General features: G+C 62.2%; 17 protein-coding genes. 9 read left to right on the forward strand and 8 right to left on the reverse strand.

Going from position 1 to position 23836, the window contains the following annotated elements; translation table 11 throughout:
- Positions 1–33: 33 nt before the first annotated feature.
- Both ACSQ3G_RS01110 and ACSQ3G_RS01115 read right to left on the reverse strand, forming a co-directional pair.
- Positions 34–1335: an NAD(P)/FAD-dependent oxidoreductase gene (locus tag ACSQ3G_RS01110; protein ID WP_436108735.1), complete on the reverse strand. Its 1302-nt coding sequence runs from the start codon at positions 1333–1335 to the stop codon at positions 34–36.
- A 10-nt stretch (positions 1336–1345) separates the two neighbouring features.
- Entirely contained in the window at positions 1346–2785 is a 1440-nt protein-coding gene (locus ACSQ3G_RS01115; protein ID WP_105404115.1) for a glutamine synthetase family protein, read from the reverse strand.
- A gap of 126 nt (positions 2786–2911) precedes the next feature.
- Here ACSQ3G_RS01115 and ACSQ3G_RS01120 point away from each other — a divergent pair, with 126 nt between their 5' ends.
- Together ACSQ3G_RS01120 and ACSQ3G_RS01125 are read left to right on the forward strand one after the other, a co-directional pair.
- Positions 2912–4093, forward strand: coding sequence for a BaiN/RdsA family NAD(P)/FAD-dependent oxidoreductase (locus ACSQ3G_RS01120; protein WP_105404116.1), 1182 nt, complete (start codon positions 2912–2914; stop codon positions 4091–4093).
- A gap of 501 nt (positions 4094–4594) precedes the next feature.
- On the forward strand, positions 4595–6433 hold the full coding sequence (locus ACSQ3G_RS01125; protein ID WP_436108736.1) for a methyl-accepting chemotaxis protein: 1839 nt from the start codon (positions 4595–4597) through the stop codon (positions 6431–6433).
- Positions 6434–6445: 12 nt separating this feature from the next.
- Here ACSQ3G_RS01125 and ACSQ3G_RS01130 read toward each other — a convergent pair whose 3' ends face one another.
- Positions 6446–6769 carry a hypothetical protein gene (locus ACSQ3G_RS01130; protein WP_436108737.1) on the reverse strand — a complete coding sequence of 108 codons (324 nt, stop codon included), beginning with the start codon at positions 6767–6769 and terminating at the stop codon, positions 6446–6448.
- A gap of 90 nt (positions 6770–6859) precedes the next feature.
- On the opposite strand from ACSQ3G_RS01130, the gene ACSQ3G_RS01135 reads away from it, so the two are divergent.
- The gene (locus ACSQ3G_RS01135) at positions 6860–7723 is read left to right on the forward strand and encodes a LysR family transcriptional regulator (RefSeq protein ID WP_436108738.1); all 864 of its coding nucleotides are present in this window, start codon (positions 6860–6862) and stop codon (positions 7721–7723) included.
- Positions 7724–7736: 13 nt separating this feature from the next.
- Here the strand turns inward: ACSQ3G_RS01135 and ACSQ3G_RS01140 are convergent, their stop codons facing one another.
- Together ACSQ3G_RS01140 and aceA are read right to left on the reverse strand one after the other, a co-directional pair.
- A complete protein-coding gene (locus ACSQ3G_RS01140; RefSeq protein WP_038583760.1) occupies positions 7737–7976 on the reverse strand; it encodes an SMc00767 family acetate metabolism repressor in 240 nt (79 codons plus the stop codon).
- 34 nt (positions 7977–8010) lie between these two features.
- Positions 8011–9300, reverse strand: coding sequence for an isocitrate lyase (gene aceA, locus ACSQ3G_RS01145; RefSeq protein WP_436108739.1), 1290 nt, complete (start codon positions 9298–9300; stop codon positions 8011–8013).
- A gap of 204 nt (positions 9301–9504) precedes the next feature.
- On the opposite strand from aceA, the gene ACSQ3G_RS01150 reads away from it, so the two are divergent.
- The 5 genes from ACSQ3G_RS01150 to ACSQ3G_RS01170 all read left to right on the forward strand — a co-directional run bounded on the left by ACSQ3G_RS01150 (position 9505) and on the right by ACSQ3G_RS01170 (position 15131).
- Positions 9505–10923, forward strand: a complete 1419-nt coding sequence (locus tag ACSQ3G_RS01150; RefSeq protein WP_105404121.1) for a helix-turn-helix domain-containing protein — start codon at positions 9505–9507, stop codon at positions 10921–10923.
- 122 nt (positions 10924–11045) lie between these two features.
- On the forward strand, positions 11046–12143 hold the full coding sequence (locus ACSQ3G_RS01155; RefSeq protein ID WP_105404122.1) for a polyamine ABC transporter substrate-binding protein: 1098 nt from the start codon (positions 11046–11048) through the stop codon (positions 12141–12143).
- A gap of 77 nt (positions 12144–12220) precedes the next feature.
- Positions 12221–13378, forward strand: coding sequence for an ABC transporter ATP-binding protein (locus tag ACSQ3G_RS01160; RefSeq protein WP_250809436.1), 1158 nt, complete (start codon positions 12221–12223; stop codon positions 13376–13378).
- 15 nt (positions 13379–13393) lie between these two features.
- A complete protein-coding gene (locus ACSQ3G_RS01165; RefSeq protein WP_436108740.1) occupies positions 13394–14311 on the forward strand; it encodes an ABC transporter permease subunit in 918 nt (305 codons plus the stop codon).
- A gap of 1 nt (position 14312) precedes the next feature.
- A complete protein-coding gene (locus ACSQ3G_RS01170; RefSeq protein WP_436108741.1) occupies positions 14313–15131 on the forward strand; it encodes an ABC transporter permease in 819 nt (272 codons plus the stop codon).
- A 3-nt stretch (positions 15132–15134) separates the two neighbouring features.
- Here the strand turns inward: ACSQ3G_RS01170 and ACSQ3G_RS01175 are convergent, their stop codons facing one another.
- Complete coding sequence (locus ACSQ3G_RS01175) at positions 15135–15383, reverse strand: hypothetical protein (RefSeq protein WP_052751617.1); 249 nt, start codon at positions 15381–15383, stop codon at positions 15135–15137.
- 28 nt (positions 15384–15411) lie between these two features.
- Entirely contained in the window at positions 15412–17286 is a 1875-nt protein-coding gene (locus ACSQ3G_RS01180) for an AsmA family protein (protein WP_436108742.1), read from the reverse strand.
- 180 nt (positions 17287–17466) lie between these two features.
- Between ACSQ3G_RS01180 and ACSQ3G_RS01185 the strand changes: the two genes are divergently transcribed.
- Positions 17467–19419, forward strand: coding sequence for an acetoacetate--CoA ligase (locus tag ACSQ3G_RS01185; RefSeq protein WP_436108743.1), 1953 nt, complete (start codon positions 17467–17469; stop codon positions 19417–19419).
- Positions 19420–19754: 335 nt separating this feature from the next.
- Here the strand turns inward: ACSQ3G_RS01185 and ACSQ3G_RS01190 are convergent, their stop codons facing one another.
- Positions 19755–23609: an ATP-binding protein gene (locus tag ACSQ3G_RS01190; protein WP_436108744.1), complete on the reverse strand. Its 3855-nt coding sequence runs from the start codon at positions 23607–23609 to the stop codon at positions 19755–19757.
- Positions 23610–23836: the final 227 nt, after the last annotated feature.

Below are 23836 nucleotides of genomic sequence, written 5' to 3' on the forward strand. Positions count from 1 at the left end.
AATTGGCTTCCGAAGTGTGTTACGGGCTGCTTGTCAGAGCCTGTCGCGCAGCGCAAACCACGTGAGGGCAAGGAAAAGCAGCGGAGTCCGCATGTGACGCCCGCCGGGGAAGGCAGGAATTTTGAGTGCGGCAAGGTGGTCGAGATCCGTTGCCTTGCCGCCGACCATATCAGCATAAAGTTTGCCACAATAGTTTGACAGCATCACGCCATGGCCGGAATAACCGCCGATCGACGTGACGCCCAGCATGACTTCGCGCACGAAAGGCTGGCGCGGCATGGTGATCCCGACATTTCCGCCCCAGGCATGGGTGATTTCGACGTCTTTCAGCGCCGGATAGGTGTCGACGATCTGCTTGCGGATGGCGTTGGCCGTGTCCGTGGGATTGCTTGAGGTATAGACCTCGCGGCCGCCGAACAGCAGCCGGTTGTCCCGGCTCTTGCGGAAATACCGCACCACGAACCGCGAATCAGCAACGGCCTCGCCACCGGGGAGGATACCGGGGAAATCGTCGAGCGGCGCGGTGGCGGCGATGAAGGAGCCGATCGGCATGATATGCGCTGATGTAACCGGTTCGAGATCGCCGATATAGGCATTGGTGGCGATCAGCACCCGATCGGCAGTCAGCGTGCCATTGGGCGTCCGGACTAGGATCTTGCCGCCCGGTCCGTTTCTCGTTTTCTCGATGCCTGTCGCGCGGGTCATCTCGAAAATCTGCGCACCGGCCGCCTGCGCCACCCTGGCAAGCCCGACCAGCAGCTTCAGCGGGTGGATGTGGCCGGTGCCGGTATCGCGCACCCCGCAATAATAGTCTTTCGTGCCGAGCCGCTCTGCGGTCTCTCTGCCGTCCATGAAGGAAATATGAGGATACCCGTAACGCTGCGCTGCGATCTCGGCGGTCGCCCGATAATCCTTCTCGTGGCCCCGTTTGTGGGAAACGTTCATCTGTCCCGGCATGTACTCCATGTCGATGCCGTGGATCTCGGCAAAGTCGAGGAGGTGCCGCTTGGCGTTCTCGGCCATGTCGAACAGCGCCCTGGAGCGCTCGTAGCCGATCTCCTTTTCAAGATCCTCCGGCCACCAGCGCTGCCCGGTACCCATCTGTCCGCCATTGCGGCCGGAGGCGCCGTCGCCGAACCGGCTGGCCTCGATCAGCGCGACGGAGATGCCAGCCTTTGCGAGGTTGTAAGCCGCCTGCAGGCCGGTATAACCGCCGCCGATGATCGCCACGTCGACTGATCTGGATCCGTCGAGTGCCGGATAGGTCGGCCGCTCGGGGACTGTTGCCTGATACCAGGAAATTCCCGGTGCGATCGGGCTCTGCCATGCATCCAAGGCGCAGCCCTCACACGTTGAGAAGCAGGAATTCCCGCTCCCAGGGGCTGATCACCTGCATGAAGGTCTCGAATTCGCCGCGCTTGACGCCCGCATAGAGGCCGATGAATTCCGAGCTGAAGACGCTGGCCAGCGCCGGATCGGACTCGAGCAGCGACACGGCTTCGAGCAGGCCGCGCGGCAGTTCGATCGATCCCTCGTTGGCTGTATCCTCGGTCGGCGGACCCGGCTCGATCGCGTTCATGATGCCGAGCAGGCCGCAGCCGAGCGAGGCCGCGAGCGCCAGATAGGGATTGGCGTCCGAGCTCGGCAGGCGGTTTTCGACGCGGCGGGCGTTCGCATCCGAGACCGGAACGCGGAAGGCGGTGGTCCGGTTGTCGTAGCCCCAGGCATTGTTGACCGGCGCCGACATATCGGGCGTCAGGCGGCGGTAGGAGTTCACATAGGGGGCCATCATCGCGAGCGTCTTCGGCACAAAGGTCTGCATGCCGCCGATGAAGTGGAAAAATTCCTTCGAGGCGGAGCCGTCCGGGTTCGAGAAGACGTTCTTGCCGGTCTTGATGTCGACCACTGACTGGTGGATGTGCATTGCCGAACCCGCCTGGCCCTGCATCGGCTTGGCCATGAACGTGGCGTAGATGCCGTGTTTCATGGCCGCCTCGCGGATGGTGCGCTTGAACATGAACACCTGGTCGGCGAGTTCGATCGGGTCGCCATGACGCAGGTTGATCTCGAGCTGCGCCGGACCTTCCTCATGGATCAACGTATCGATCTCGAGGCCCTGCTTTTCCGAGAAATGGTAGATGTCGTCGATCAGCTCGTCGAATTCGTTGATGCCGGCGATCGAATAACCCTGGCCGCCGAGGATGGAACGGCCGGAGCGGCCTTTCGGCGGGTGCAGCGGATAGTCCGGATCATCGTTCTTGGCGACGAGGTAGAATTCGATTTCCGGCGCCACGACCGGCTTCCAGCCGCGCTCCTCATAGAGTTTGAGGATGTTCTTCAGCACGTTGCGCGGCGTATAGGGGACAGCCTTGCCTTCGGTATCGACGATGTCGCAGATCACCTGCGCGGTCGGATCGGTCTCCCAGGGCACCACCGCAAGGGTCGAAAGATCCGGCACCAGCTTCAAATCGCTGTCGCGCGGCTCGTAGCGGAACGTGCCGGTCTCTTCGGGGTATTCACCGGAAATGGTGTGGCGGTAAAGGGCGGACGGCAGCGCCAGCGAGGTGTTCGAGGTGAACTTCGAAGAGGGCATCATCTTGCCGCGCGGCACGCCGGCCAGATCGGGCGTGATGCACTCGATATCCTCTATCCCTCGAGCCCGAAGCCACGCGGCGGCCTCCCGCCAGTCTGCGACACCTCTGAGCGAAGTGAGCGTCGGCTGGGCAGTCGCGGCCTTCGCCACAGTGCCGGTTGCGAGGGCGGGAGCGGTTTTTTTGCGCGGCATGACACATCGGGGTGAGGTTGATCGGATGTTCCATCATAACCACGGATTGGCGAATGGCGAGGGGGAGACGCCATTGACTTTGAGTTGCCGATCGAAAACAGCAGATATTGAAACAAGGAGCATGCGGTGACGCGGAAATTCGATGTGGTCGTCCTGGGCGCCGGCGGCGCGGGCATGATGTGCGCCATCCGTGCGGGCGGACGCGGCCGTTCGGTGCTGGTCCTCGATCACGCCAAGGCGCCGGGCGAAAAGATCCGTATTTCCGGCGGTGGCCGCTGCAATTTCACCAATATCCATGCGACCGCCAAGAACTACCTCTCAGCCAATCCGCATTTCGCCAAGTCGGCGCTTGCGCGCTACACGCCGCGCGATTTTCTGGACATGGTCGAACGCCACGGCATTCCTTGGCACGAAAAGACGCTTGGCCAGCTCTTCTGCGACGACAGCGCCAAGGACGTCATCCGCATGCTGCTGTCCGAAATGAAGGCGGCGAACGTCGTGCTCGAACTGCAGAAGCAGATCACGTCGATCGAAAAGACGCCCGACGGCTTCCGCATCGGCACCTCCGACGGGCCAGTGGAGGCGGGATCGCTGGTGATTGCGACCGGCGGCAAATCGATCCCCAAGATGGGCGCCACCGGTTTTGCCTACGACATCGCCAGGCAATTCGGGCTGAAGATCGTCGAGACGCGGCCGGCGCTCGTGCCGCTGACGCTCGATCCGAACCTGCTCGAAAAGCTCTCGCCGCTTTCCGGCATCGCGGTGCCGGCCGAAGTCCGTCACGGTAGGACTGCCTTCCGCGAGGCATTGCTCTTTACGCATCGTGGCTTGAGCGGCCCGTCGATCCTGCAGATCTCCTCCTATTGGCGGGAAGGCGATGACGTGACGCTGGTGATCGAGCCCGACCTCGATATCGCAGCGTTCCTCAAGACGGCCCGCAAGGCAAATGGAAGGCAGGCGGCGCAGACGGTGCTGGCGGAGGTGTTGCCGAAACGGCTGGCTCAGTTCTTCGTCGAAAACCGCGGCCTGACCGGGCATCTCGCCGATCTTCCCGACAAGGCGATCGAGGGGCTGGCCGCCTCGATCCAGACCTGGGCCATCCGGCCCGCCGGCTCGGAAGGTTACCGAACCGCCGAGGTGACGCTCGGCGGCATCGATACGTCCGAACTGGACTCGAAGACGATGCAGGCCAAGGCGGTGTCTGACCTTTATTTCATCGGCGAATGCGTGGATGTGACCGGCTGGCTCGGCGGCTACAATTTCCAATGGGCATGGGCCTCGGGCCATGTTTGTGGGGAGGCTTTGTAGTATAGGTTGATTCAGCAGTTGTTAATGTGCGCCAGCCATCCTGCCTTAATGCCAGCCAAATCCTGTGGTTTAAGGCGGGCATGCGCTTCCTGCCGGTGGCGGCTGGAGCGCCAGAGCAACTTGCCTTGGAGTGCCGTTTCCATGCAGAGACCCAGCCGTGCCCGTGCAATCGCAATCGCTAAGGTTCAGGATAACCCGAAGCTCATTCGCCTTCGTTTTCTCGCGATCGCCATCGGTGCAACGGCCGCGCTCCTCGCGCTTCCGACTCTCTTTTTCTAAGAGCTTCCACTCTTCGAGTTCACCGCGCGCCTGAACGGCGGCGGTCTTTAGTCACGCTCGCGGAGCGTTGGCCCGTTTATTCTCGCGCATTCCCGAGCTCAGGTTCGCGTCAGTTCCGCGCCTCGGGGCCTCTTTAATTCACTACATTCAAATTTAGTAAATTTTCACTTCCACCGGCGATACTAGATTTCAGTACATAGTTTTGCGGGGAAGCTGGCCTAAATGATCAAAATCCTGCCGTCGTCCGTGGTATCGCGGATCGTTCTTCTTTGCCTCTTCATGATCTTCGTTGCGGTGATAGCGGTGGGTGGTCTCACCTATACCTATCTGCGCGGCGATATCATGGATACGGCTAAGAACGATGCCCGCAAGGCGATACGCACCATGAGCCTGCTTTACGATCTGGAACTGGATGGCGCCAAAACCGAGATCCGTGACGGCGCGGTCATCCGTGTCAGCCAGGCCGAGGGTGTGGTGAAAGACCATGACATGGTCGATCGCACGGCGTCAGCCATCGGCGGTGTCGCGACCCTGTTCGAAAAGAAGGGCACCGACTATGTCCGGATATCGACCAATGTGAAGACGGAAAAGGGCGAGCGGGCCGTCGGCACCAAGCTTGCCGCAGAGCATCCGGCACAGCCGTTCCTGGCGCGTGGGGAAGCTTATTTTGGGCCCGCTGTCTTGTTCGGCAAGGATTTCATGACGGGGTATTTCCCCATCACCAACGCCTCGAACGGCGTCACCGGCCTGCTTTTCATCGGCATTCCGATGGAAGTCTATTTTGCCCATATTGCCACTGCGGGTCATATCGTTATCGGTACATCGCTTGCCGCTCTTCTCGTCATCGGAATCGCAAGCCTTTTCGCCCTGCGTATGCTGCTGAAGCCGCTCGGCGTGCTGACCGGCACCGTGCATGCACTTGCCCAAGGCAATGACGCAACCGAAATCCCCTATGCCGAACGCCGCAACGAATTCGGCAATATCGCTCGCGCCCTGGAAGTTTTCCGGGAAGCCGCGCGCGAAAAACAACGGCTGGAGAGCCGCAGCGCCGAGGATCGCGCCGAAACGGAGGCCGAACGCCGTCGCAACGATGCCGAAAAGCAGCGTGTCGACCGCGAGATCGACACTGCCGTCAGCGAACTGGGTGCGGCTTTGGCCCGCCTGGCGCAGGGCGACCTGTCGAGCACGATCGAGACGCAGTATTCCGGCCGGCTGGAGCAGCTCCGCACCGACTTCAACGGCTCCATCGTCCGGCTGCGGGATACGCTTTCTCATATCCGCGAAAGCACGCTCTCCATCCAGAAGAGCAGTGCCGATCTCAGCCATTCCTCGACCGAACTTTCGCGGCGTACCGAAACCCAGGCGGCTTCCCTCGAGGAGACGGCCGCCGCGGTCGACGAGATCACCGCGACGGTCCGCTCTTCTGCCGAGCGCGCCCGTGAGGCGGATTTGGCGGTCGCCATCACCAAGAAGAGCGCCGACAGCTCCGGCACCGTCGTGAGCAACGCGGTCGCCGCCATGGGACGTATCGAAGAGGCTTCCGGCAAGATCGAGCTGATCATCGAGGTCATCGACGACATCGCGTTCCAGACCAACCTTCTGGCGCTCAACGCCGGCATCGAGGCAGCCCGTGCCGGTGAGGCCGGCAAGGGATTTGCGGTCGTGGCGCAGGAAGTTCGCGAACTGGCGCAGCGTTCCGCCGGTGCCGCAAAGGAAATCAAGGACCTGATCACCCAGTCGAGCCGGGAAGTCGGCTCCGGTGCCGGCCTGGTGCAGCAGGCGGGCGAAGTGCTGGCAGCGATCAGCCAGCAGATCACCGGCGTCAGCCAGCACGTGGAAATGATCGCGACGGCCAGCCGCGATCAATCGGCCGCGTTGCAGGACATCAACAATTCCGTCAACCGCATGGACCAGATGACCCAGCAGAACGGCGCGATGGTCGGCGAGACGACGGAAGCAAGCCGACGTCTCGCAAGCGAGGCGGATGCCCTGCTCGAACTGGTAGAGCAGTTCCGCATCGACGCGAGCAGTCGCCGCTCGGGTTATTCCCGCGCTGCATGATATCTGCCGATCTCAAAGCGACGGCGAGCCGGGCGCTGCGGAAAATAGGGTACCGCACCGCTCCGGCACTGCCCGGTAATCTTGCCTAGGGTGGCAGCGGTCGGAGGTTTGGTCTTCGCCTGCGCCGCCGGATAGACTGGAACCAATCTCCTGGGCGGCAGCGATGCCGCCCTTTGTCGTTTTATGTCTATCCGTCACCCGCTGCAGGCTGACGAGCCAGCGCGGGTAGGGGTGGGCGTAACGCTCATAGAAATCGTTCTCCGCTGCGGTATCTCGACGGATGGGACTTGTTCGGAAGAGGTACGAATAGGCGGCTGCGACGATATTCTCATGCATCGGAATTGCTCCGTTTGTGGAAATCGTTTCCTCTATTAAACCTCAAAAACTGCTTCTTGTACCGCCGAATTCCGGCTATGTCTTTCACCTATGAAAAACATCAACTGGGATGCCTACGAGCTTTTCATGCAGGTTGCCCGGCTTGGCGGGCTGTCCGGTGCTGCCGGCATCACCGGATTGAGCCCCGCGACGATCGGCCGGCGGATGCTCGATCTGGAAGAGGCCGTCGGGCGCCCGTTGTTTTTACGCAGCCGTACCGGCTATCAGCTGACCGCCGATGGGTCTGCGTTGTTTGCCCAGATTCTGGAGATGGAAGGCGCCGCCCGCCGCATCGAGAGCTGGAAACGGGAAGGCGCCGGTTCGACGCTGGTGCGGGTTGCCTGCGGCACCTGGCTTGCCTGGATGTTCACCCGCAATCTCTCGCTTATCCGCACCGAGCGCGATAACTTCCGCCTCGATTTCTATATCGCCGAACGACGGGCGAGCCTGACGCACCGGGAAAGCGATATCGGTATACGCGCCTTCGAGCCCGAAGAGCCGAACCTTGCGGCAACCAGGCTCGGGGAGGTCGCCTATTCAGCCTATCGTGCCCGCAACGCCCACCCCTCGGTGGCCGACCGCTGGCTTGCGGTCTCGGAGGAGGACGCGATTTCCGCCTATCTGCGTTGGCCGCATCAGGAACGGGCAGCGCAAGTGGCGGTTACCGTCAACCGCCCGCGCTCCCTGCGCGATTTGGCGCTGGGGGGTGCCGGAACCGCGGTCCTGCCCTGTTTCGTCGGCGACCAGGACATGCGGCTCGAGCGGGTCGGCGGCGAGATCGAGAGCCTTCGGCACAGCCAGTGGATCGTCATGAACAACGACGATCGCCACCGCCGGGATATCCGCACGGTGGTCGATCGGATGGTGAAGTTCGCCCGAGGCCACGGCCCGCTATTTGCCGGCCGGCAACCTTAGACCTGTCTTCCCGTCACTGCACCCGGTTGGTGACGATGACCGGGATCATCAGGTCGCCCCAGTGGCCGTCGCCGCCGTGGTGTCGGGCGGAACGGACGAGCTCCACCGAAACCCCGGCCTCGACCGCCTTCATGATCGCATGGTTGAGGCGATGCAGGTCGTTGGCGAGCGTGCGGATCGCCGCCTGCTGGTCGGGCGTCATCGCCGTCGACTGCTCTTCTGCGCGTTCCTTGACGTGGGTCTGGATGTTCATGTCGGTTCTCCTCTTGGTGATGAGTTTGTAAGGCCTATTCCGCAGCCGGCCGGAACTGGTCGTGCTCGGTGGATTCCTTCATCGCGGTGGTGGACGAAAGTCCGCCGGTGATGGCTACGGAGACAGCGTCGAAATAGCCGGTGCCGACCTCGCGCTGGTGTTTTGTGGCGGTATAGCCGTTGATCTCGGCGGCGAACTCCGCTTCCTGCAGCTCCGAATAGGCAGCCATCTGGCGGTCCTTGTAGCCACGGGCGAGCTCGAACATGCCGAAATTCAGCTGGTGGAAGCCCGCGAGCGTGATGAACTGGAACTTGTAGCCCATCGCGCCCAGTTCCCGCTGGAACTTGGCGATCGTCACGTCGTCGAGGTTCTTTTTCCAGTTGAACGACGGCGAGCAGTTGTAGGCGAGCATCTTGCCTGGATGCACCTTGTGGACCCCTTCCGCGAACCGGCGGGCCTGTTCGAGGTCCGGCTTCGAGGTTTCGCACCAGATGAGATCGCAATAGGGTGCATAGGCAACGGCGCGGGCGATGCAGGGTTCGAGCCCGTTCTTCACCTGATAGAAACCCTCGACCGTGCGCCCGGCATCGTAGTCGACGAAGGGCCGGTCGCGCTCGTCGATATCCGAGGTGAGCAGCTTTGCCGCTTCCGCATCGGTGCGGGCGATGACAAGCGTCGGCGTGCCCATGACGTCGGCGGCAAGCCGCGCGGCCGTCAGGTTGCGGATATGTGCGGCGGTCGGGATCAGAACCTTGCCGCCAAGGTGGCCGCACTTCTTTTCCGATGCGAGCTGGTCCTCGTAGTGGACGCCCGCTGCACCCGCCTCGATGAAGGCCTTCATGATCTCGAATGCGTTGAGCGGCCCGCCGAACCCGGCTTCCGCATCCGCAACGATCGGCGCGAACCAGGTTTCGACCGAAAGGCCCTTGCCTTCCGCCGTCTCGATCTGGTCGGCACGCTGCAGGGTGCGGTTGATGCGTCGCGCCAGTTCAGGCGCGGCATTGGCCGGATAGAGCGACTGGTCGGGATACATCGCGGAAGCGGTATTGGCATCGGCTGCGACCTGCCAGCCCGACAGGTAGATTGCCTTCAGCCCGGCCCGGACCTGTTGCATGGCCTGATTGCCGGTCATCGCACCCAGCGCGTTGACGAAGTCCTCGCGGTGCAGCAGCGACCACAGCCGGTTGGCACCCATTTCGGCGAGCGAATAACGGATCTCCGCCGAGCCGCGCAACCGCCTGACGTCGTCTGCGGAATAGGGGCGTTCGACACCCTCGAAACGGCCTTTTTGAGCGCCTGGAACCAGCGTGTAAAAATCTGTCATCGTCATCCTCCTGTGTAAATTCGTCAGCCGCTCGATGCGGGTTTGATGTGACTATATTTACAGAATAGAATGCTGCACTGCCAGAAAAGATGCCGGATTGGTGCTGGCAAAGGGGTTAGGATGTCTTGTCTTTCACAAGCGCTTCTGTGAAGATGTTAATTTAGTAAAAGAGGCTGGCTGGCAGATTTGTAAAAACGGTGACAAATGGCAGAGCGAAAGATTTTTGCCGGCCCGCGGGTGCGGCGGGTGCGATTGGGCCTTGGGCTCACCCAGACGGCCATGGCCGAGGCGCTCGGCATTTCGCCTTCCTATCTCAATCTCATCGAGCGCAACCAGCGGCCGCTGACCGTCCAGCTCCTCTTGAAGCTCGCCTCCGTCTACAAGGTCGATCTCGATGCGCTGCAGGGCGAGGGCGGCGGTCTTGCGGGGCGGCTACGCGAAGTATTTGCCGATCCGCTGCTGGCGGGTGAAATCCCCGGTGACCAGGAAATCATCGAGGTGGCGGAGGCGGCCCCCAATGCGGCGCTCGGGCTGATGAAGCTCTATCGCGCCTATCGCGAGCAGGCAGCACGGCTTTCCGATCTCGCCGAGCTTCTCGCTCGCGAGGGTCATGAGACATCGATTGCCGGCACGCGCCTGCCGATCGACGAAGTGCGCGAGACGCTGGAGCGTCGCCCCAACTTCTTCGCGCGCATCGAGGATGCGGCGGAAACCTTTGCGGCCAGGCTCGGAACCGGCGACGAGCTGCCCGGCGCTTTGAAGGCCTGGGCGAAGAACGAGCACGGCATCGTGGTGCGCACGCTACCCGTCCATGCCATGCCGAACCTGCGCCGGCGTTACGACCGCCATTCCATGCGGCTGTTTCTCTCGGAGAGGCTCTCGCCCTTCGATCGGACCCGCGAGCTTGCCATGGAAGTGGCGCTGCTGGCGCTGGGCCGGGAGATCGCCGCCGAACTCGAAGACCTCAACCTCTCCACCAACGAGGCGCGGCGTATCGGCCGCTTCGAACTCGCCCGTTATGCCGCCCATGCGCTGATGATGCCCTACGGGGCTTTTCTCGCGGCAGCCCAGCGCGCCCGATACGATCTCGACGTGTTGCGCTCGCGCTTCGATGTGTCGTTCGAGCAGGCCGCCAACCGTCTGACGTCGCTCGCGCGGTCCGGCGCGCCGGGCATCCCGTTTTTTCTGATGGAACTTGACCACGCCGGCAATGCGATCCGCCGCGCCGGCGCTCAAGGGTTCCCGCAGGCCCGTTTCGGCGGGCTCTGTCCGAAGCTTGGGCTCCATTCCGCCTTCCTCCAGCCGGGCCAGGTCCTCGTCGATCGGGTAGAAATGCCGGATGGCGGGACGTTCCTGACATTGTCGAGGACGCTCGAAGGCCCTCAAGCGGGGTTCGGCGAGCGGATCCGGCGCACCGCGATCCTTCTCGGCTGCGATCTGTCGAGCGTGGGAGACACCGTCTATGGCGAGGCTCTGCCGGGAAGCGCGGCGACGGTACTTGTCGGCACCGCCTGCCGGCTTTGCGAAAGACAGGGTTGCCTTTCCCGTGCCGAACCGCCGGTCACCAGACCGCTCGGTCTGGACGAGATGGTGACCGGCCTCAGCGCCTTCGATTTCCAATGAGTTTTGCGGCGGCGCACATTCCCCCTTGTGGGGTGTAAAATTACTTTTTACTCTCGCGAAAAATATAAGGGAACTAGGCGCGGTTTGACGATTGCGCAGAAAAAACTGGAACAGGAGAGATCATGAAAAGTCATTTGCTCAGTCTTGCCGCTGCAGTTGCCGCCACGGCCTTCGCCGCGACGGCTGCTCTGGCCCAGGAGCGCGAAGTCCGCGTCTACAACTGGTCGGACTATATCGATGAGTCGATCCTGGTCGATTTCACCAAGGAGACCGGCATCAAGGTCATCTACGACGTGTTCGACAGCAACGAGATGCTGGAGACCAAGCTTCTCGCCGGCGGTTCCGGTTATGATGTCGTCGTGCCGACCGGCCCGTTCCTCGCACGCCAGATCCAGGCCAAGGTTTTCCAGAAGCTCGACAAGTCGAAGCTGCCGAACCTCTCCAACGTGTGGCCGCTGGTTTCCGAGCGTCTGTCGAAATACGATCCCGGCAATCAGTATGCCGTCAATTACATGTGGGGCACGACCGGCATCGGTTATAACGTCGACAAGGTGAAGGCGGCACTCGGCAATGTTCCGATCGACAGCTGGAATGTCCTCTTCAAGCCCGAAAACGCTGCCAAGCTGAAGTCCTGCGGCATCAACATTCTCGATGCATCCGACGAGACCTTCGCAATCGCGCTCAACTATCTCGGCAAGAACCCGGACAGCAAGGAAACCAAGGACCTCGAAGCCGGCGGCGCCGTCTACAGCAAGATCCGCAAGTCGGTGAAGACCTTCAATTCGTCCGCCTATATCGATGAGCTCGCCAATGGCGACAGCTGCATCACGATCGGCTGGTCGGGCGACGTGCTGCAGGCCAAGACCCGCGCCGAGGAAGCCAAGAACGGCGTCAACATCGAATTCATCATCCCCAAGGAAGGCACGTATATGTGGTTCGACAACCTCGCGATCCCGGCGGACGCGAAGCATGTCGCCGAAGCGCATGCCTTCATCAATTACCTGATGAAGCCGGAAGTCATCGCCAAGGCTTCGAACTTCGTTCAATACGCCAACGGCAACCTGGCTTCCCAGAAGTTCATCGACAAGGAAGTCCTGGAAAATCCTTCCGTCTATCCGCCGGAAGACGTGGTCAAGAAACTTTTCACCATTTCGCCATACGGCCCGCGCGAGCAGCGGGTCCTGAACCGGGTCTGGACGCAGATCAAGACCGGTAGCTGATCAAGGGCGGGGCAGGCGGAAACGTCTGCCCCGATTACTTTTGGGGCAGCAGCAATCGGGCGAAATGGGGTAAGGGCATGGCGAAATCTCTTGGGCCGGTAAAGCGTAAATTTTCTCCCTGGACCGACCCGTCTGCGGTTCCGTTCATTCGTTTCGAAAACATCACCAAACGGTTCGGCACCTTCACCGCCGTCGACAACCTGACGCTCGATATCTACGAGCGGGAATTCTTTTCGCTGCTCGGGCCCTCCGGTTGCGGCAAGACGACGCTGATGCGCATGCTCGCCGGTTTCGAGGAACCGACCGAAGGCCGCATCCTGCTGCAGGGCAAGGATATTTCCGGCGTGCCGCCCTACCGCCGGCCGACCAACATGATGTTCCAGTCCTACGCGCTCTTCCCTCACATGACGGTCGAAAAGAACATCGCCTTCGGGTTGGAGCAGGACAATCTGCCGAAGGGCGAGATCGCCACCCGCGTCGAGGAAATGCTGAAGCTCGTCAAGCTGGAGCAGTTCGCCAAGCGCAAGCCGAACCAGCTGTCCGGCGGCCAGCGCCAGCGCGTGGCGCTCGCCCGTTCCCTCGCCAAGCGCCCCAAGGTGCTGCTGCTCGACGAGCCGCTCGGTGCGCTCGACAAGAAGCTGCGCGAAGAGACGCAGTTCGAGCTGATGGACCTCCAGACCAAGTTAGGCCTGACATTCCTGATCGTCACCCACGACCAGGAAGAGGCGATGACCGTGTCGGATCGCATCGCTGTCATGGACAAGGGCCTGATCATGCAGGTGGCGACGCCGGCCGAGATCTACGAGGCGCCGAACAGCCGCTACGTCGCAGATTTCATCGGCGACATCAATATTCTCGAAGGCACGGTCGCTTCGACCGACAGCGCACTCGGCGCGCCGGGCACGGTCAGGATCGATTGCGACGGCATCGCGGTATCGGTGGAGCAGGAATGCCAGGCGGTCGCGGGCGACAAGGTCGCCTTCGCGGTGCGGCCGGAAAAGGTCCGCATCTCGCCGGACCAGCCGGCGGATATCTCGGCCAATGCGGTCTACGGCGAGGTCTGGGATATCGGTTATCTCGGCGACTTTTCGGTTTTCCTGGTGAAGCTCGCGGATGGCCGGGTGGTGCGTGCGGCGCAGGCCAACGTTTCCCGCCTCGTCGATCGGCCGATCACCTTCGGCGACATGGTCTGGCTCACCTGGCCGCTCGATGCCGGCCTCGTGTTGACGCGTTGAGCGGGGGACAAGGAGATGGCAAGCGTTTCCGAAACTCACCCCGCCAACAAACCCAACCCCGCCCGCTGGCTGGTAGTCGCGGTGCCCTATCTCTGGCTGCTGCTGTTCTTCGTCGCCCCTTTCCTGATCATCTTCAAGATCTCGCTCTCCGAGACGGCGATCGCCATGCCGCCCTATACGCCGCTGTTTGAAGGGTTCGGCGCATTCGGCGATTTCGTTTCCGAACTCGATCTCGACAACTATCTCTTCCTGACCGACGATCCGCTTTACATAGAGGCCTATCTCTCTTCGCTGCGCATCGCGGTGATCTCCACCTTCCTGCTGCTGCTGATCGGTTATCCCATGGCGCTCGCCATGGCCCGCGCCCCGACCATGCTGCGGTCGACGCTGGTGATGCTGGTCATCCTGCCGTTCTGGACGTCATTCCTGATCCGCGTCTACGCCTGGATAGGCATCCTGAAGCCCGACGGCCTGCTGACGCTGCTGTTCCAGTCGGTCGGCCTTCTCGGCGCAGATGAGCAGGTTCAGGTCTTCCGCACCGACTACGCCGTCTTCGTCGGCATCGTCTATTCCTACCTGCCGTTCATGGTCCTGCCGCTCTATGCGGCTCTGGAAAAGATGGACAATACTCTGCTCGAGGCCGCGAGCGATCTCGGCTGCCCGCCCTGGAAGGCATTCTGGAAGATCACCTTCCCCTTGTCGCTGCCGGGCGTGATTGCCGGTTCGATGATCTGCTTCATCCCGATCACCGGCGAATTCGTCATCCCGGATCTCCTCGGCGGCGCCGACACGCTGATGATCGGCAAGACGCTGTGGACGGAATTTTTCGGCAACCGCGACTGGCCGCTGGCATCGGCAGTCGCGGTCATCCTGCTGATCATGCTGGTCGTGCCGATCATGATTTTCCAGAACCAGCAGAAGAAGGTGGCTTGAGATGAAATCATCCCGCTTCGACGCCACCGTCCTGACCCTCGGTTTCGCCTTCCTCTACATCCCGATCATCATCCTGGTGGTCTATTCGTTCAATGCCTCCAAGCTCGTCACGGTCTGGGGTGGCTTTTCGCTGCAATGGTATCGCACGATGTGGTCGAACCAGGGTCTTATGGACGCCGCCTGGGTAACGGCACGCGTCGGCATCATCAGCGCCACGATCGGTACGGTGCTCGGCACCCTCGCGGCCCTTTCCCTCGTGCGCTTCACGCGCTTTCCCGGCCGGATGCTGTTTTCCGGGATGATCTATGCGCCGCTCGTCATGCCGGAAGTGATCACCGGCCTGTCGATGCTGCTGTTGTTCGTCGCGGTCGGCATCGATCGCGGTTTCTGGACGGTCATCATTGCGCATACGACCTTCACGATGTGTTATGTGGCGATCGTCGTGCAGTCGCGGCTGCTGACCTTCGACCGGAGCCTGGAGGAAGCGGCCCTCGATCTCGGCTGCCCGCCGGTCAAGACCTTCTTCAAGATCACCCTGCCGCTGATCTTTCCGGCGGTCATCGCCGGCTGGATGCTGGCGTTCACGCTGTCGCTGGACGACCTGGTGATTGCGAGCTTCACCACAGGTCCCGGCGCGACCACATTGCCGATCAAGATCTACAGCCAGGTTCGCCTGGGCGTCACGCCGGAAATCAATGCGATCTGCACCATCCTGATCGGGCTTGTCACCATCGGCGTCATCATCACCTCGATCACCACCAAGCAGGCCGAGATGCGGCGTATCCGCGACGAGCACGTCGCAGCCCGTGGTACGACCTGACCCTCACTCGCCTCCGCGCGGCGGCAGGAAGATGTAGATGAGCAGCCAGGCCGGCAGCACGATGACGGCGCCGAGCACGATGCGCGGCACCGACCAGACATAGGCGTTCTCGAGCCCGATCCGGATATCGTCCGGCGTCAGGTGCAGGAGCGCCAGCAGCGACGGCATGGTGATGCCGAAAAAGCTTAAGACCGCGCCCATGATGAGACAGGCGAGCAGCGCCTTGCATAGATTGATCAGGAACCGCGCCACCAGATTACCCCCATCCGGTTGATTCGGCTCATTGTAGGGGTTTCGCCGGAGTTTGCGAAACAGGCCAGATCACCGGGTTGGGCCAGGACCCGCCGATGAAGACCATCAGCGGCGCGGTATCCGCACCCTGCGGGATCGTTTTGACAATCGCCGAGAGCGCGAGGCTATTGTTGATGTAAGGAATGACGCCAGAAAGCGTCAGCGTTTCTGCAGCGCCGGTTATCTTCCCCTCGCGGATATCGGCCGAACCGTCCGCAAGACTGGCGGATATGTCGATATGGTCGAATTCCAGGTTGCCGGTGCCGGCATCGCTCAGGGGGAAATAGGGTTTTTGCGCCGCGAGCTGCCGGATGCCGGCAATATTGACGCCTGAAAACGAACCGCGGTCCGCGCGGAAGCGCAAGGTACCCTTGGCATTACGCCAGGCTTTCGGCTCCAGCGGCCGGTCGACGTCGAGCGCCAGGTCCAACGATCCGCGTGCTGCCGGAAGTGGCCCGGCGAGGCCGAGTTCCCTGACGATATTCCCGAAATCGGCGTCCTGGACAGCAAGGCGCAAGGCGACAGCCCCGGCCACGCCGCCTTTTACGGTGGCGACCCGGCCGGTCAGGCGGCCCGTCTCGAAATCGCTGTCGGCAATGTCGATACGGGATTGCTCGCCGGTGTTCATCACGCTCACGGCTGCCTCCGAAAGCTGGAAAGGTCCGAGCGTCGCCTGCTGGGCGGAAAGCCTCAGGTCGAGTTCCAGATCGGCGAGCTGGCCATCGCTCTCGCTGGCGTCTCCCATGGTGCGCGGCGCAATGGCGGCAAGTGCGGCGGAAAAATCCATCTGGTCGAATGCGAGCGTGCCGGTCAGTCTCGGCGGTTTGTCCGCGGGCAGCAGCAGATCGAGTACGCCCGTCGCCTTGGCGTCGTTCAGGCTGAGGGAGAGGTTGTCGAAGCGCAGGACGTTGTCGTTGGTAACGAGGTGGGTCGTCAAAGAGAAGCTTTTCAAGCGTTCCGTGCCGGAAAAGTTCAGGCCGGCCCAGCTCATCGCCGCCGCCAGGTCGGGGACCGTGAGTTCGGCATCGCCGGAAAGAAATGCCTGCGTCGCAAGGTCGGCGACGCCTCGGAACTGGCCCCGAAAGAGGGAGGACGCCATCGTGCCCGAGATGTCGCCGCTTTTGCCAGAGAGCAGCAGCAGGGGTTGGGTCGAACTTATGTCCAGCGTCAGCGCCCGGCCGCTGAGCTCGGCATCCGCCTTCAGCTCCAGGCCGCGAGAAAGCCAGGGCCAGTCGAGCGTTCCGTCGATCGACTGGAACCGTGTGACGCGGCCGCTGGCGAGGTCGGAGATTTCGAGTGTTCCGTTGGTGATGCCGACATCGCCCATGCGTGCATCGTCATCCGTCGTCAGCGTCTGCCCGCTGCCGTCCGGCCGCGCATTGCGCACCGCACGGCTGAGCAGCCCGTCATTCGCCCAGTCGAGCCTGCCGTCCGCCTCCCTGATGACGTAGATTTCCGGATCCGTGAGCCGGAAGTCCTTGAACTCGGGCTGGCCGATCAGGGCCTGCACAAGATCGAAGGAGGCCGAAAGCCGCGAGACCCGGCCGAGCACGCGCTCGCCGTCTTCCGCTTGCTTGCGGATGGTGATGTCCCTGAGCGTGACCCGAGGCTCGGGCCAGAAACGGATATCGGGTGTTCCCTCGATCTCCACGTCATGGCCGGTCCATTCGGCGACTGCCCGCTCCATGCTTTCGCGCACGACGGCCGATGAAACGAGGAACGGTGCGACAACCTGGAAAAGCGCGAACAGGCAGAGGGCGGTGATAGCGCCGATCAGAACGCGGCGCGACCGCCGGCCCAGCGGGCGGCCCAGGTTCTTCCGCAGATTTCCGATCGGATTGGTGAGCATGATCATCACGCGCATATAGGAAATGCCGGCCTCGTGCAAATCCGTGAAACGTCCCCGGCTGTCTCCTTTATAATGCGGTGCAACATGCTATAAAAGCCGGACCCTGCGACCTCACAGGGTTGGCGTGGATGGAGACGGGCCAGAACCCTGGTTTCCGATGTCGGGGCGGGGTTCTCCGAGGGTGGAGGAATGGGAATGGGCAATGAACAGCCGCTCTGGGCGCCCTCGAAGGAAGTACAGCAGAAAACCCCGCTTTATCATTTCATCAATTGGTGCGCCGAGCGTTTTGGCAAATGCTTTCCCGACTATGATGCGTTCTACGCGTGGTCGATCAGCGAGCGCGCCGAATTCTGGTCGGCGGTCTGGGATTTCTGCGGCGTCAAGGGCGAGCGCGGCGAACGCGCACTGATCAATGGCGAAGACATGCTCGCCGCCCGTTTCTTCCCTGATGCGACGCTGAATTTCGCCGAAAATCTACTCTCCGGAACAGGCGCCGGAGACGCGCTGATCTTCCGCGGCGAGGACAAGGTGGGCTATCGCTGGTCCTGGGATAAACTTCGTGCCGAAGTCTCTCGTCTGCAGCAGGCCTTCAGGGTGCTCGGTATCGAGAAGGGCGACCGCATTGCTGCGATGATGCCGAATATGCCGGAAACTATTGCCTGCATGCTGGCCGCCGCCTCGATCGGTGCCATCTGGTCTTCCTGTTCACCTGATTTTGGCGAACAGGGCGTGCTCGACCGTTTCAGCCAGATCGACCCAAAGCTGTTCATCACCTGCGACGGCTACTGGTACAACGGCAAGCTCCAGGACGTCGCCGCCAAGGTGAGGGCGGTTTCCTCGGTGCTGAAGACGCCGGTTCTGGTGGTGCCCTATGCGGGCGACGCTCCCGCACTCGCCGCATCGCTTGCCGATGGCCGTACACTTGCCGATTTCACGGCGCCTTATGAAGCGAAGGCCGTCGAGTTCGAGCCCCTGCCGTTCTCCCACCCGCTCTACATTCTCTTCTCGTCCGGCACGACCGGGGTGCCGAAATGCATCGTCCATTCGGCCGGCGGCACGCTGCTGCAGCATCTCAAGGAACATCGCTTCCATTGCAGCCTCGAGCCTGGCGAAAGGATGTTCTATTTCACCACCTGCGGCTGGATGATGTGGAATTGGCTGGCGTCAGGCCTCGCGGTCGGCGCCACGCTCTGCCTGTTCGACGGGTCGCCCTTCGCGCCGGACGGCAATGTCCTGTTCGACTATGCCGAAGCTGAAAAGTTTGCGGTGTTCGGCACCTCGGCGAAATATATCGACGCGCTCCGCAAGGGCGGCATCGCGCCGAGGGAGAGCCACGATCTGGCTGCGCTCAGGCTCGTCATCTCCACCGGTTCGCCGCTCTCGCCGGAAGGTTTTTCCTTCGTCTACGAAGGCATCAAATCCGACGTGCATCTCGCCTCGATTTCAGGCGGCACCGACATCGTCTCCACCTTCGTGCTCGGCAATCCGCTGAAGCCGGTCTGGCGTGGCGAGATCCAGGGGCCGGGTCTGGGGCTTGCCGTTGACGTCTGGAACGACGACGGCAAGCCGGTACGCCGGGAAAAGGGCGAACTCGTCTGCCCCAAGGCCTTCCCGTGCATGCCGCTCATGTTCTGGAACGATCCCGAAGGTCAGAAATACCGGGCCGCCTATTTCGAGCGCTTCGACAATGTCTGGTGCCATGGCGATTTCGCCGAATGGACCGAACATGACGGCATCGTCATCCACGGCCGTTCCGACGCTACGCTCAACCCGGGCGGCGTACGGATCGGCACCGCGGAGATCTACAATCAGGTGGAGCAGATGGAGGAGGTCGCGGAAGCCATCTGCATCGGCCAGGACTGGGACGACGACGTCCGCGTCATCCTATTCGTCCGCCTCGCCGGCGGCCTGACGCTGACTGAAGACCTTACCAAGGCGATCAAGGCCCGCATCCGCACCGGCGCTTCGCCGCGCCACGTACCGGCCAAGGTCATCCAGGTCGCCGATATCCCCCGCACCAAGTCCGGCAAGATCGTCGAACTGGCGGTTCGCGACGTCGTGCACGGACGGGCAGTCAGGAACAAGGAGACACTCGCCAACCCGGAAGCGCTCGATCTGTTCGACGGACTTGTCGAGTTGAAAAGCTGATGCGCCGGGTATCACCAACGAGGCGAGATGTATCGATACGGCACAACTCCGGCATAAATTCCAGAAATGGGTCGCTGTTAACGAGCCATTAAGCCGCTTTGATCAAAAGTGGAGCAACATGGTTTCGTCTCGTGTATGAACTACGCCTAGCCGCGAGCTTTCATAGACATGACGTCTCCACCGACCCTCGTTGGACAGCATTAAACTTCAAAGGCAGCTTCGGCTGCCTTTCTTTTTAGATGGTGCGCAACCTAAAGGCGTCTACTGTTGCGCCGCAACCAAAAGCGTTGCTGGCCGAGCCACGAGAATGCGAAAACCAGTCGCAGTCTCCCGGGTCAGTTCGCCAGCACCCGCGGTGAGGGGAAGGTGATTTCCACCAGCGTGCCCTCGTTCGGTGCAGAGGTGATCGCGAAGGCGGCGCGGTTTGCATCGACCATCGCCTTGGTCAGCGGCAGACCAAGGCCCGTGCCGTCGCCGCGCTTGCGAGAAGCGCTCGCAACCTGGCGGAACGGCTTCATCGCAAGTTCCAGCTCCGAGCGGGTCATGCCGATGCCAGTATCGCGGACGCGAAGAACCACATTGCCGTTGGTTTCGTAGGCCGTGGACACGACGATCTGACCGCCGGAGGGCGTGAAGCGGATGGCGTTCGACAGGATGTTCAGCACGATCTGCTTGATCGAGCGCGGATCGGCGACCACCTGCGGCACGGCATGCGAGAGGGCCGTGCGGATGATCACCCGCTGGCCGTTTGCCTGCGGCTGTACCAGCGAGACGGCTTCCGACACCGCCTCGTTCAGGCCGACCGCCACGAAATCAAGCTCCATCTCGCCGGCCTCGATCTTGGAAATGTCGAGGAGGTCGTTGACGATATCGAGCACATGCCGGCCGGAGCGGCTGATGTCATTGGCATATTCCACGTAACGCGCATGGCCGATCTGGCCGAAACGTTCGCTCGCCATCATGTCGGCAAAGCCGATGATCGCGTTGAGCGGTGTGCGGATTTCGTGGCTCACATGGGCGAGGAACTCGCTCTTGTGGGCGTTCGCCGTCTCGGCAGCACGCTTGGCGGTGCGCAGCTCGTCTTCGGTGCGCTTCCACTGGGTGATGTCGCGGATGACAGCGCAATAGCCGTTCGAGGAGGTCAATTTGCCGATCGTCATGAACAGCGGCAGAAAGCCGCCGGAAGCCTCGCGGCCGATGACCTCGCGGCCGTCGTTGAGAACGCTCGCCACGCCATGGCCGGCAAGCCCGGCGAGATAATCAAGGATCGCCCGCTGGCTCTCATGGGCGAACAGGGTGACGAAAGGTTTGCCGTTGATCTCTTCATTGTCGTAGTTGAAGAGCGCGCTCGCCGCCCGGTTCAGGGAGCGGATGTCGCCATCGGCGCCGATGATCACCACGCCGTCGGTGGCCGTTTCCAGGATGGCGCGCAGTTCGGTTACCTCGACCTGCAGCTTGGCGAGCTGGTCGGCGGCGCGAGGCGCGCGCAGGGGAATGACCGCCGCCGCTTCGCCATCCTCGGTGGAGCCCTGGCTCTCGGCCACGACCGGCATCAGCGCCAGCATGAGAACAGTCGAATTGTCCCAGCGGACGGACTGCAGGCGCGCCGTCACCGGCACCAGCACATCGTCGGCGCGCACCACGACCATGCCGCCGGCTTCCGTTGTCTTGCCTTCGAGGTCCTGGCGCTGCAGCAGCGCATCGAGACCGCCGACTTCCGCCAACTCGTCGATCGAGGCATAGCCGGTCAGCCGCAGGAATTCCGGATTGCCGTAGATCAAGGTGTCGCCGCTGTGGACGAGAAGCGCCACCGGCATCTGGTCGACGATCTCCGCGGAAAGGCCGATACGCTCGCGAACCGGTATCATCTGGCTCAACAGTTCGCGGTCGGAAAGCTCCGGATGCGGGTCGGCCGGAGCCTCCACAGCGATTTCCGTCTCTTCGGTGGGCTCGATCGGCCCGTCGGCAAACGCCTGGTTCGCGTCTTCGGCGAAGGCGATCGCCTCTTCCTCGGAAATCTCTTCCGAAACGGGCGCGACAGGTTCCTCGTGCACCGCCTCATGCTCGAGCTGAGCCGGCTCTATCGCGCTCGGCTCGTTCTGTTCGACAACGGGTACCTCCGCCTCTGTCGGGGCATCAGGCGTCTTTTCCTCGTTGCGGCGACCGACGAAGTTGTCGAGCTGTCGGGCGATTTCGCGGAAAGCCGCCTGTTCGACGGGGGTCAGTCCGTCGCGGCGGTTGGAGCGGCGCTCTTCCAGCTGGATGACCTTGTCGGAATGGCGGCGGCCGGCATTGTCGACGATCCGCAGTGCCGGGCGTTCGCCGGCCGGCCAGTCGAGCAGCGAAGGGATCTGCCGCCCCGACTTGGACGGCTGCGGCGCGTCCTCTTGTGCCGGCTCCGGCAGCAGGTCTTCGGATGGCGCCGCATCGGCGGATATGTCTTCCGCGGTAGCCGACTGTTCGGCATCTTCCGCGACTTCCAACTCTTCGGTTACCGAAGCCTCGGCAGCCGGTTCGTCATACTCGGAACTTCCGGCGATGGCATCCTCGGCTTCGCCCTGCAGAAGGTCTTCTGCCACCATTTCCGGTGCATCGACGGGCACATCGTAGGTTTCGAAAACAGTCTTCGCTTCCGGTTCGGCCACATCCTCCGGCACCGCACGGGTCAGGGTCAGGCCAACGGCATTCGGATCCTCGGCTGCATCGCCGATGCGCACGATGCCGAAGCCGCGAAAACCGTCGAACTCGCGGGTGCGGGTATAGGTCGGCAGCGCGGCGAGATCGACCGGCACCATCAGCGACGTGCCCTCGATCGGCCACCAGATCGTCTTGCCGGACCAGGTATCGCGCTTCTGGAGCAGCTCGGTGATCTTGCCTTCGGGATCGAGATGGAAGAGGGCGGCGAGATCGGTGAAGGCCATGCCGTTGATATCGGCGGCGTGGGGGCCGACGGCATCGGCAAATTCGCTCGAAACTTCCCTGAACCGGCCTTCCGCATCGATCTTCCAGACGAAGCGGGTGGCACGCCCGTCGCCGCGGAAGACGAAACCAGCCGGCTCCGGAGCGGCAGTTTCGGCGGCTGCGGGCTCGACTGCAGGTGCAACCTCAATTGTCTCCAGCTGGGCAGCCGATGTTTCCTCGATCGCGGTTGGCGAAACCAGCTCCTCGGCCGTCTCGATCGCGTCAGCGGGGGAAAGGGCCTCGACGTCCGCGGCCGGCACGGCATTTTCAGACGCGACCTCTTCCGCCGGTTGCTCGAAAACAGCGGACTGAACCGGCGCGGCGTCCCCGCCGGCTTCAAGCGAAATTTCTTCTTCCGGCTCTTCCGTATCCTCGATTTCGGATACAGCGGCGATCACCTGGGCAAAATCGTCGACCGGCTCGGCCTCGACCGTGAAGTCCTCGGTGTCGTCGCTCGCAGCGGGCTCCGTAATTTCCTCGCCGATCTCGGCATTCGCCTGATCGTCTTCGGCGAGCGTCGGTGCCTCGTCGCGGGGTTCGTATCCGTTGGCGACGGCAGCGCGGCCCTGTTCGGTCTCGACCGTGAACAGGAGATGCAGGGCCGGTTCGTTGGAAAGCTTGCCGATCGCAGCCGGCAGGTAGCCCTTGGAGGTCGGGATCGGGCGCTTGACGAGGCGGCTCGGATCGGCGCCCGCCATGGTCGCCATCATCTTGGCCGTCTGCACGGAAACGCCGAGCCCCGCGAACTCGGCGGAGGCCGCAAGCACCTCACCGTTTTCGTCGATCACCGCCATATGCGTATCGGGATCGTCGAAGCCTTCGATCATCCGGGCAGCAGAGGCCGAAGGCGCGAGCCTGCCCCGTTCCACCGGCGCGCTGAACAGCACGGCCGTTTCGCCCTGGACCTGGACAAGCTCGCAGATCGCCTGCACGGGAATGCGCTGGAAACCGGAGGCGACGCGGATCGTCAGGTTGCGGATGTCGCCGACTTCGCCGAGCTGGCGCGCGGCCGCTTCGATCTGACGGAAGGCGATATCGACGCGGTTGGGACCCTGGTCGAGGAAATCGTAGATGGAGCCGAAACCGAAGAGATCGGCGCCGCGCCCGTTCGCCCAGAGGGGGCTTTGCATGTCCGGAGAAAACAGCACGATCGCTTCGCCTGCTGCAAAACGATCGCGGACGCGCTCGTGCACGGCAATGTCGATGAACGGGTATTGAACTGCGGACATAGGCAAAACCTACAGGGCGTTTGTGACCGGATTTCTACGTAGTTTAACGGATTGTTAATAACCTCCCCCTGCCTTCGGGTCGAGAGCGGCGCCGTCCAAACCTCCGATAGGGTTAATTCCGGGACTCATTTTATTGTGCAGCGCACAATCATATTGCAATGCACAACGAGATGGTCTATATAAGAGGCATGACATCTTCGGTTCTGCCGAAGAAATCGCCAACGAGG

It is taken from the genome of Neorhizobium tomejilense, assembly GCF_964254135.1.
Taxonomy (GTDB): domain Bacteria; phylum Pseudomonadota; class Alphaproteobacteria; order Rhizobiales; family Rhizobiaceae; genus Neorhizobium; species Neorhizobium tomejilense.

Bases quoted from the DNA above. Each gene is read 5' to 3' on its own strand.
- ACSQ3G_RS01115 (WP_105404115.1), bottom strand. From the start codon at position 2,785: ATGCCGCGCAAAAAAACCGCTCCCGCCCTCGCAACCGGCACTGTGGCG.
- ACSQ3G_RS01125 (WP_436108736.1), top strand. From the start codon at position 4,595: ATGATCAAAATCCTGCCGTCGTCCGTGGTATCGCGGATCGTTCTTCTT.
- ACSQ3G_RS01130 (WP_436108737.1), bottom strand. From the start codon at position 6,769: ATGCATGAGAATATCGTCGCAGCCGCCTATTCGTACCTCTTCCGAACA.
- ACSQ3G_RS01135 (WP_436108738.1), top strand. From the start codon at position 6,860: ATGAAAAACATCAACTGGGATGCCTACGAGCTTTTCATGCAGGTTGCC.
- ACSQ3G_RS01140 (WP_038583760.1), bottom strand. From the start codon at position 7,976: ATGAACATCCAGACCCACGTCAAGGAACGCGCAGAAGAGCAGTCGACG.
- aceA (WP_436108739.1), bottom strand. From the start codon at position 9,300: ATGACAGATTTTTACACGCTGGTTCCAGGCGCTCAAAAAGGCCGTTTC.
- ACSQ3G_RS01150 (WP_105404121.1), top strand. From the start codon at position 9,505: ATGGCAGAGCGAAAGATTTTTGCCGGCCCGCGGGTGCGGCGGGTGCGA.
- ACSQ3G_RS01155 (WP_105404122.1), top strand. From the start codon at position 11,046: ATGAAAAGTCATTTGCTCAGTCTTGCCGCTGCAGTTGCCGCCACGGCC.
- ACSQ3G_RS01160 (WP_250809436.1), top strand. From the start codon at position 12,221: ATGGCGAAATCTCTTGGGCCGGTAAAGCGTAAATTTTCTCCCTGGACC.
- ACSQ3G_RS01165 (WP_436108740.1), top strand. From the start codon at position 13,394: ATGGCAAGCGTTTCCGAAACTCACCCCGCCAACAAACCCAACCCCGCC.
- ACSQ3G_RS01170 (WP_436108741.1), top strand. From the start codon at position 14,313: ATGAAATCATCCCGCTTCGACGCCACCGTCCTGACCCTCGGTTTCGCC.
- ACSQ3G_RS01180 (WP_436108742.1), bottom strand. From the start codon at position 17,286: ATGCGCGTGATGATCATGCTCACCAATCCGATCGGAAATCTGCGGAAG.
- ACSQ3G_RS01185 (WP_436108743.1), top strand. From the start codon at position 17,467: ATGGGCAATGAACAGCCGCTCTGGGCGCCCTCGAAGGAAGTACAGCAG.
- ACSQ3G_RS01190 (WP_436108744.1), bottom strand. From the start codon at position 23,609: ATGTCCGCAGTTCAATACCCGTTCATCGACATTGCCGTGCACGAGCGC.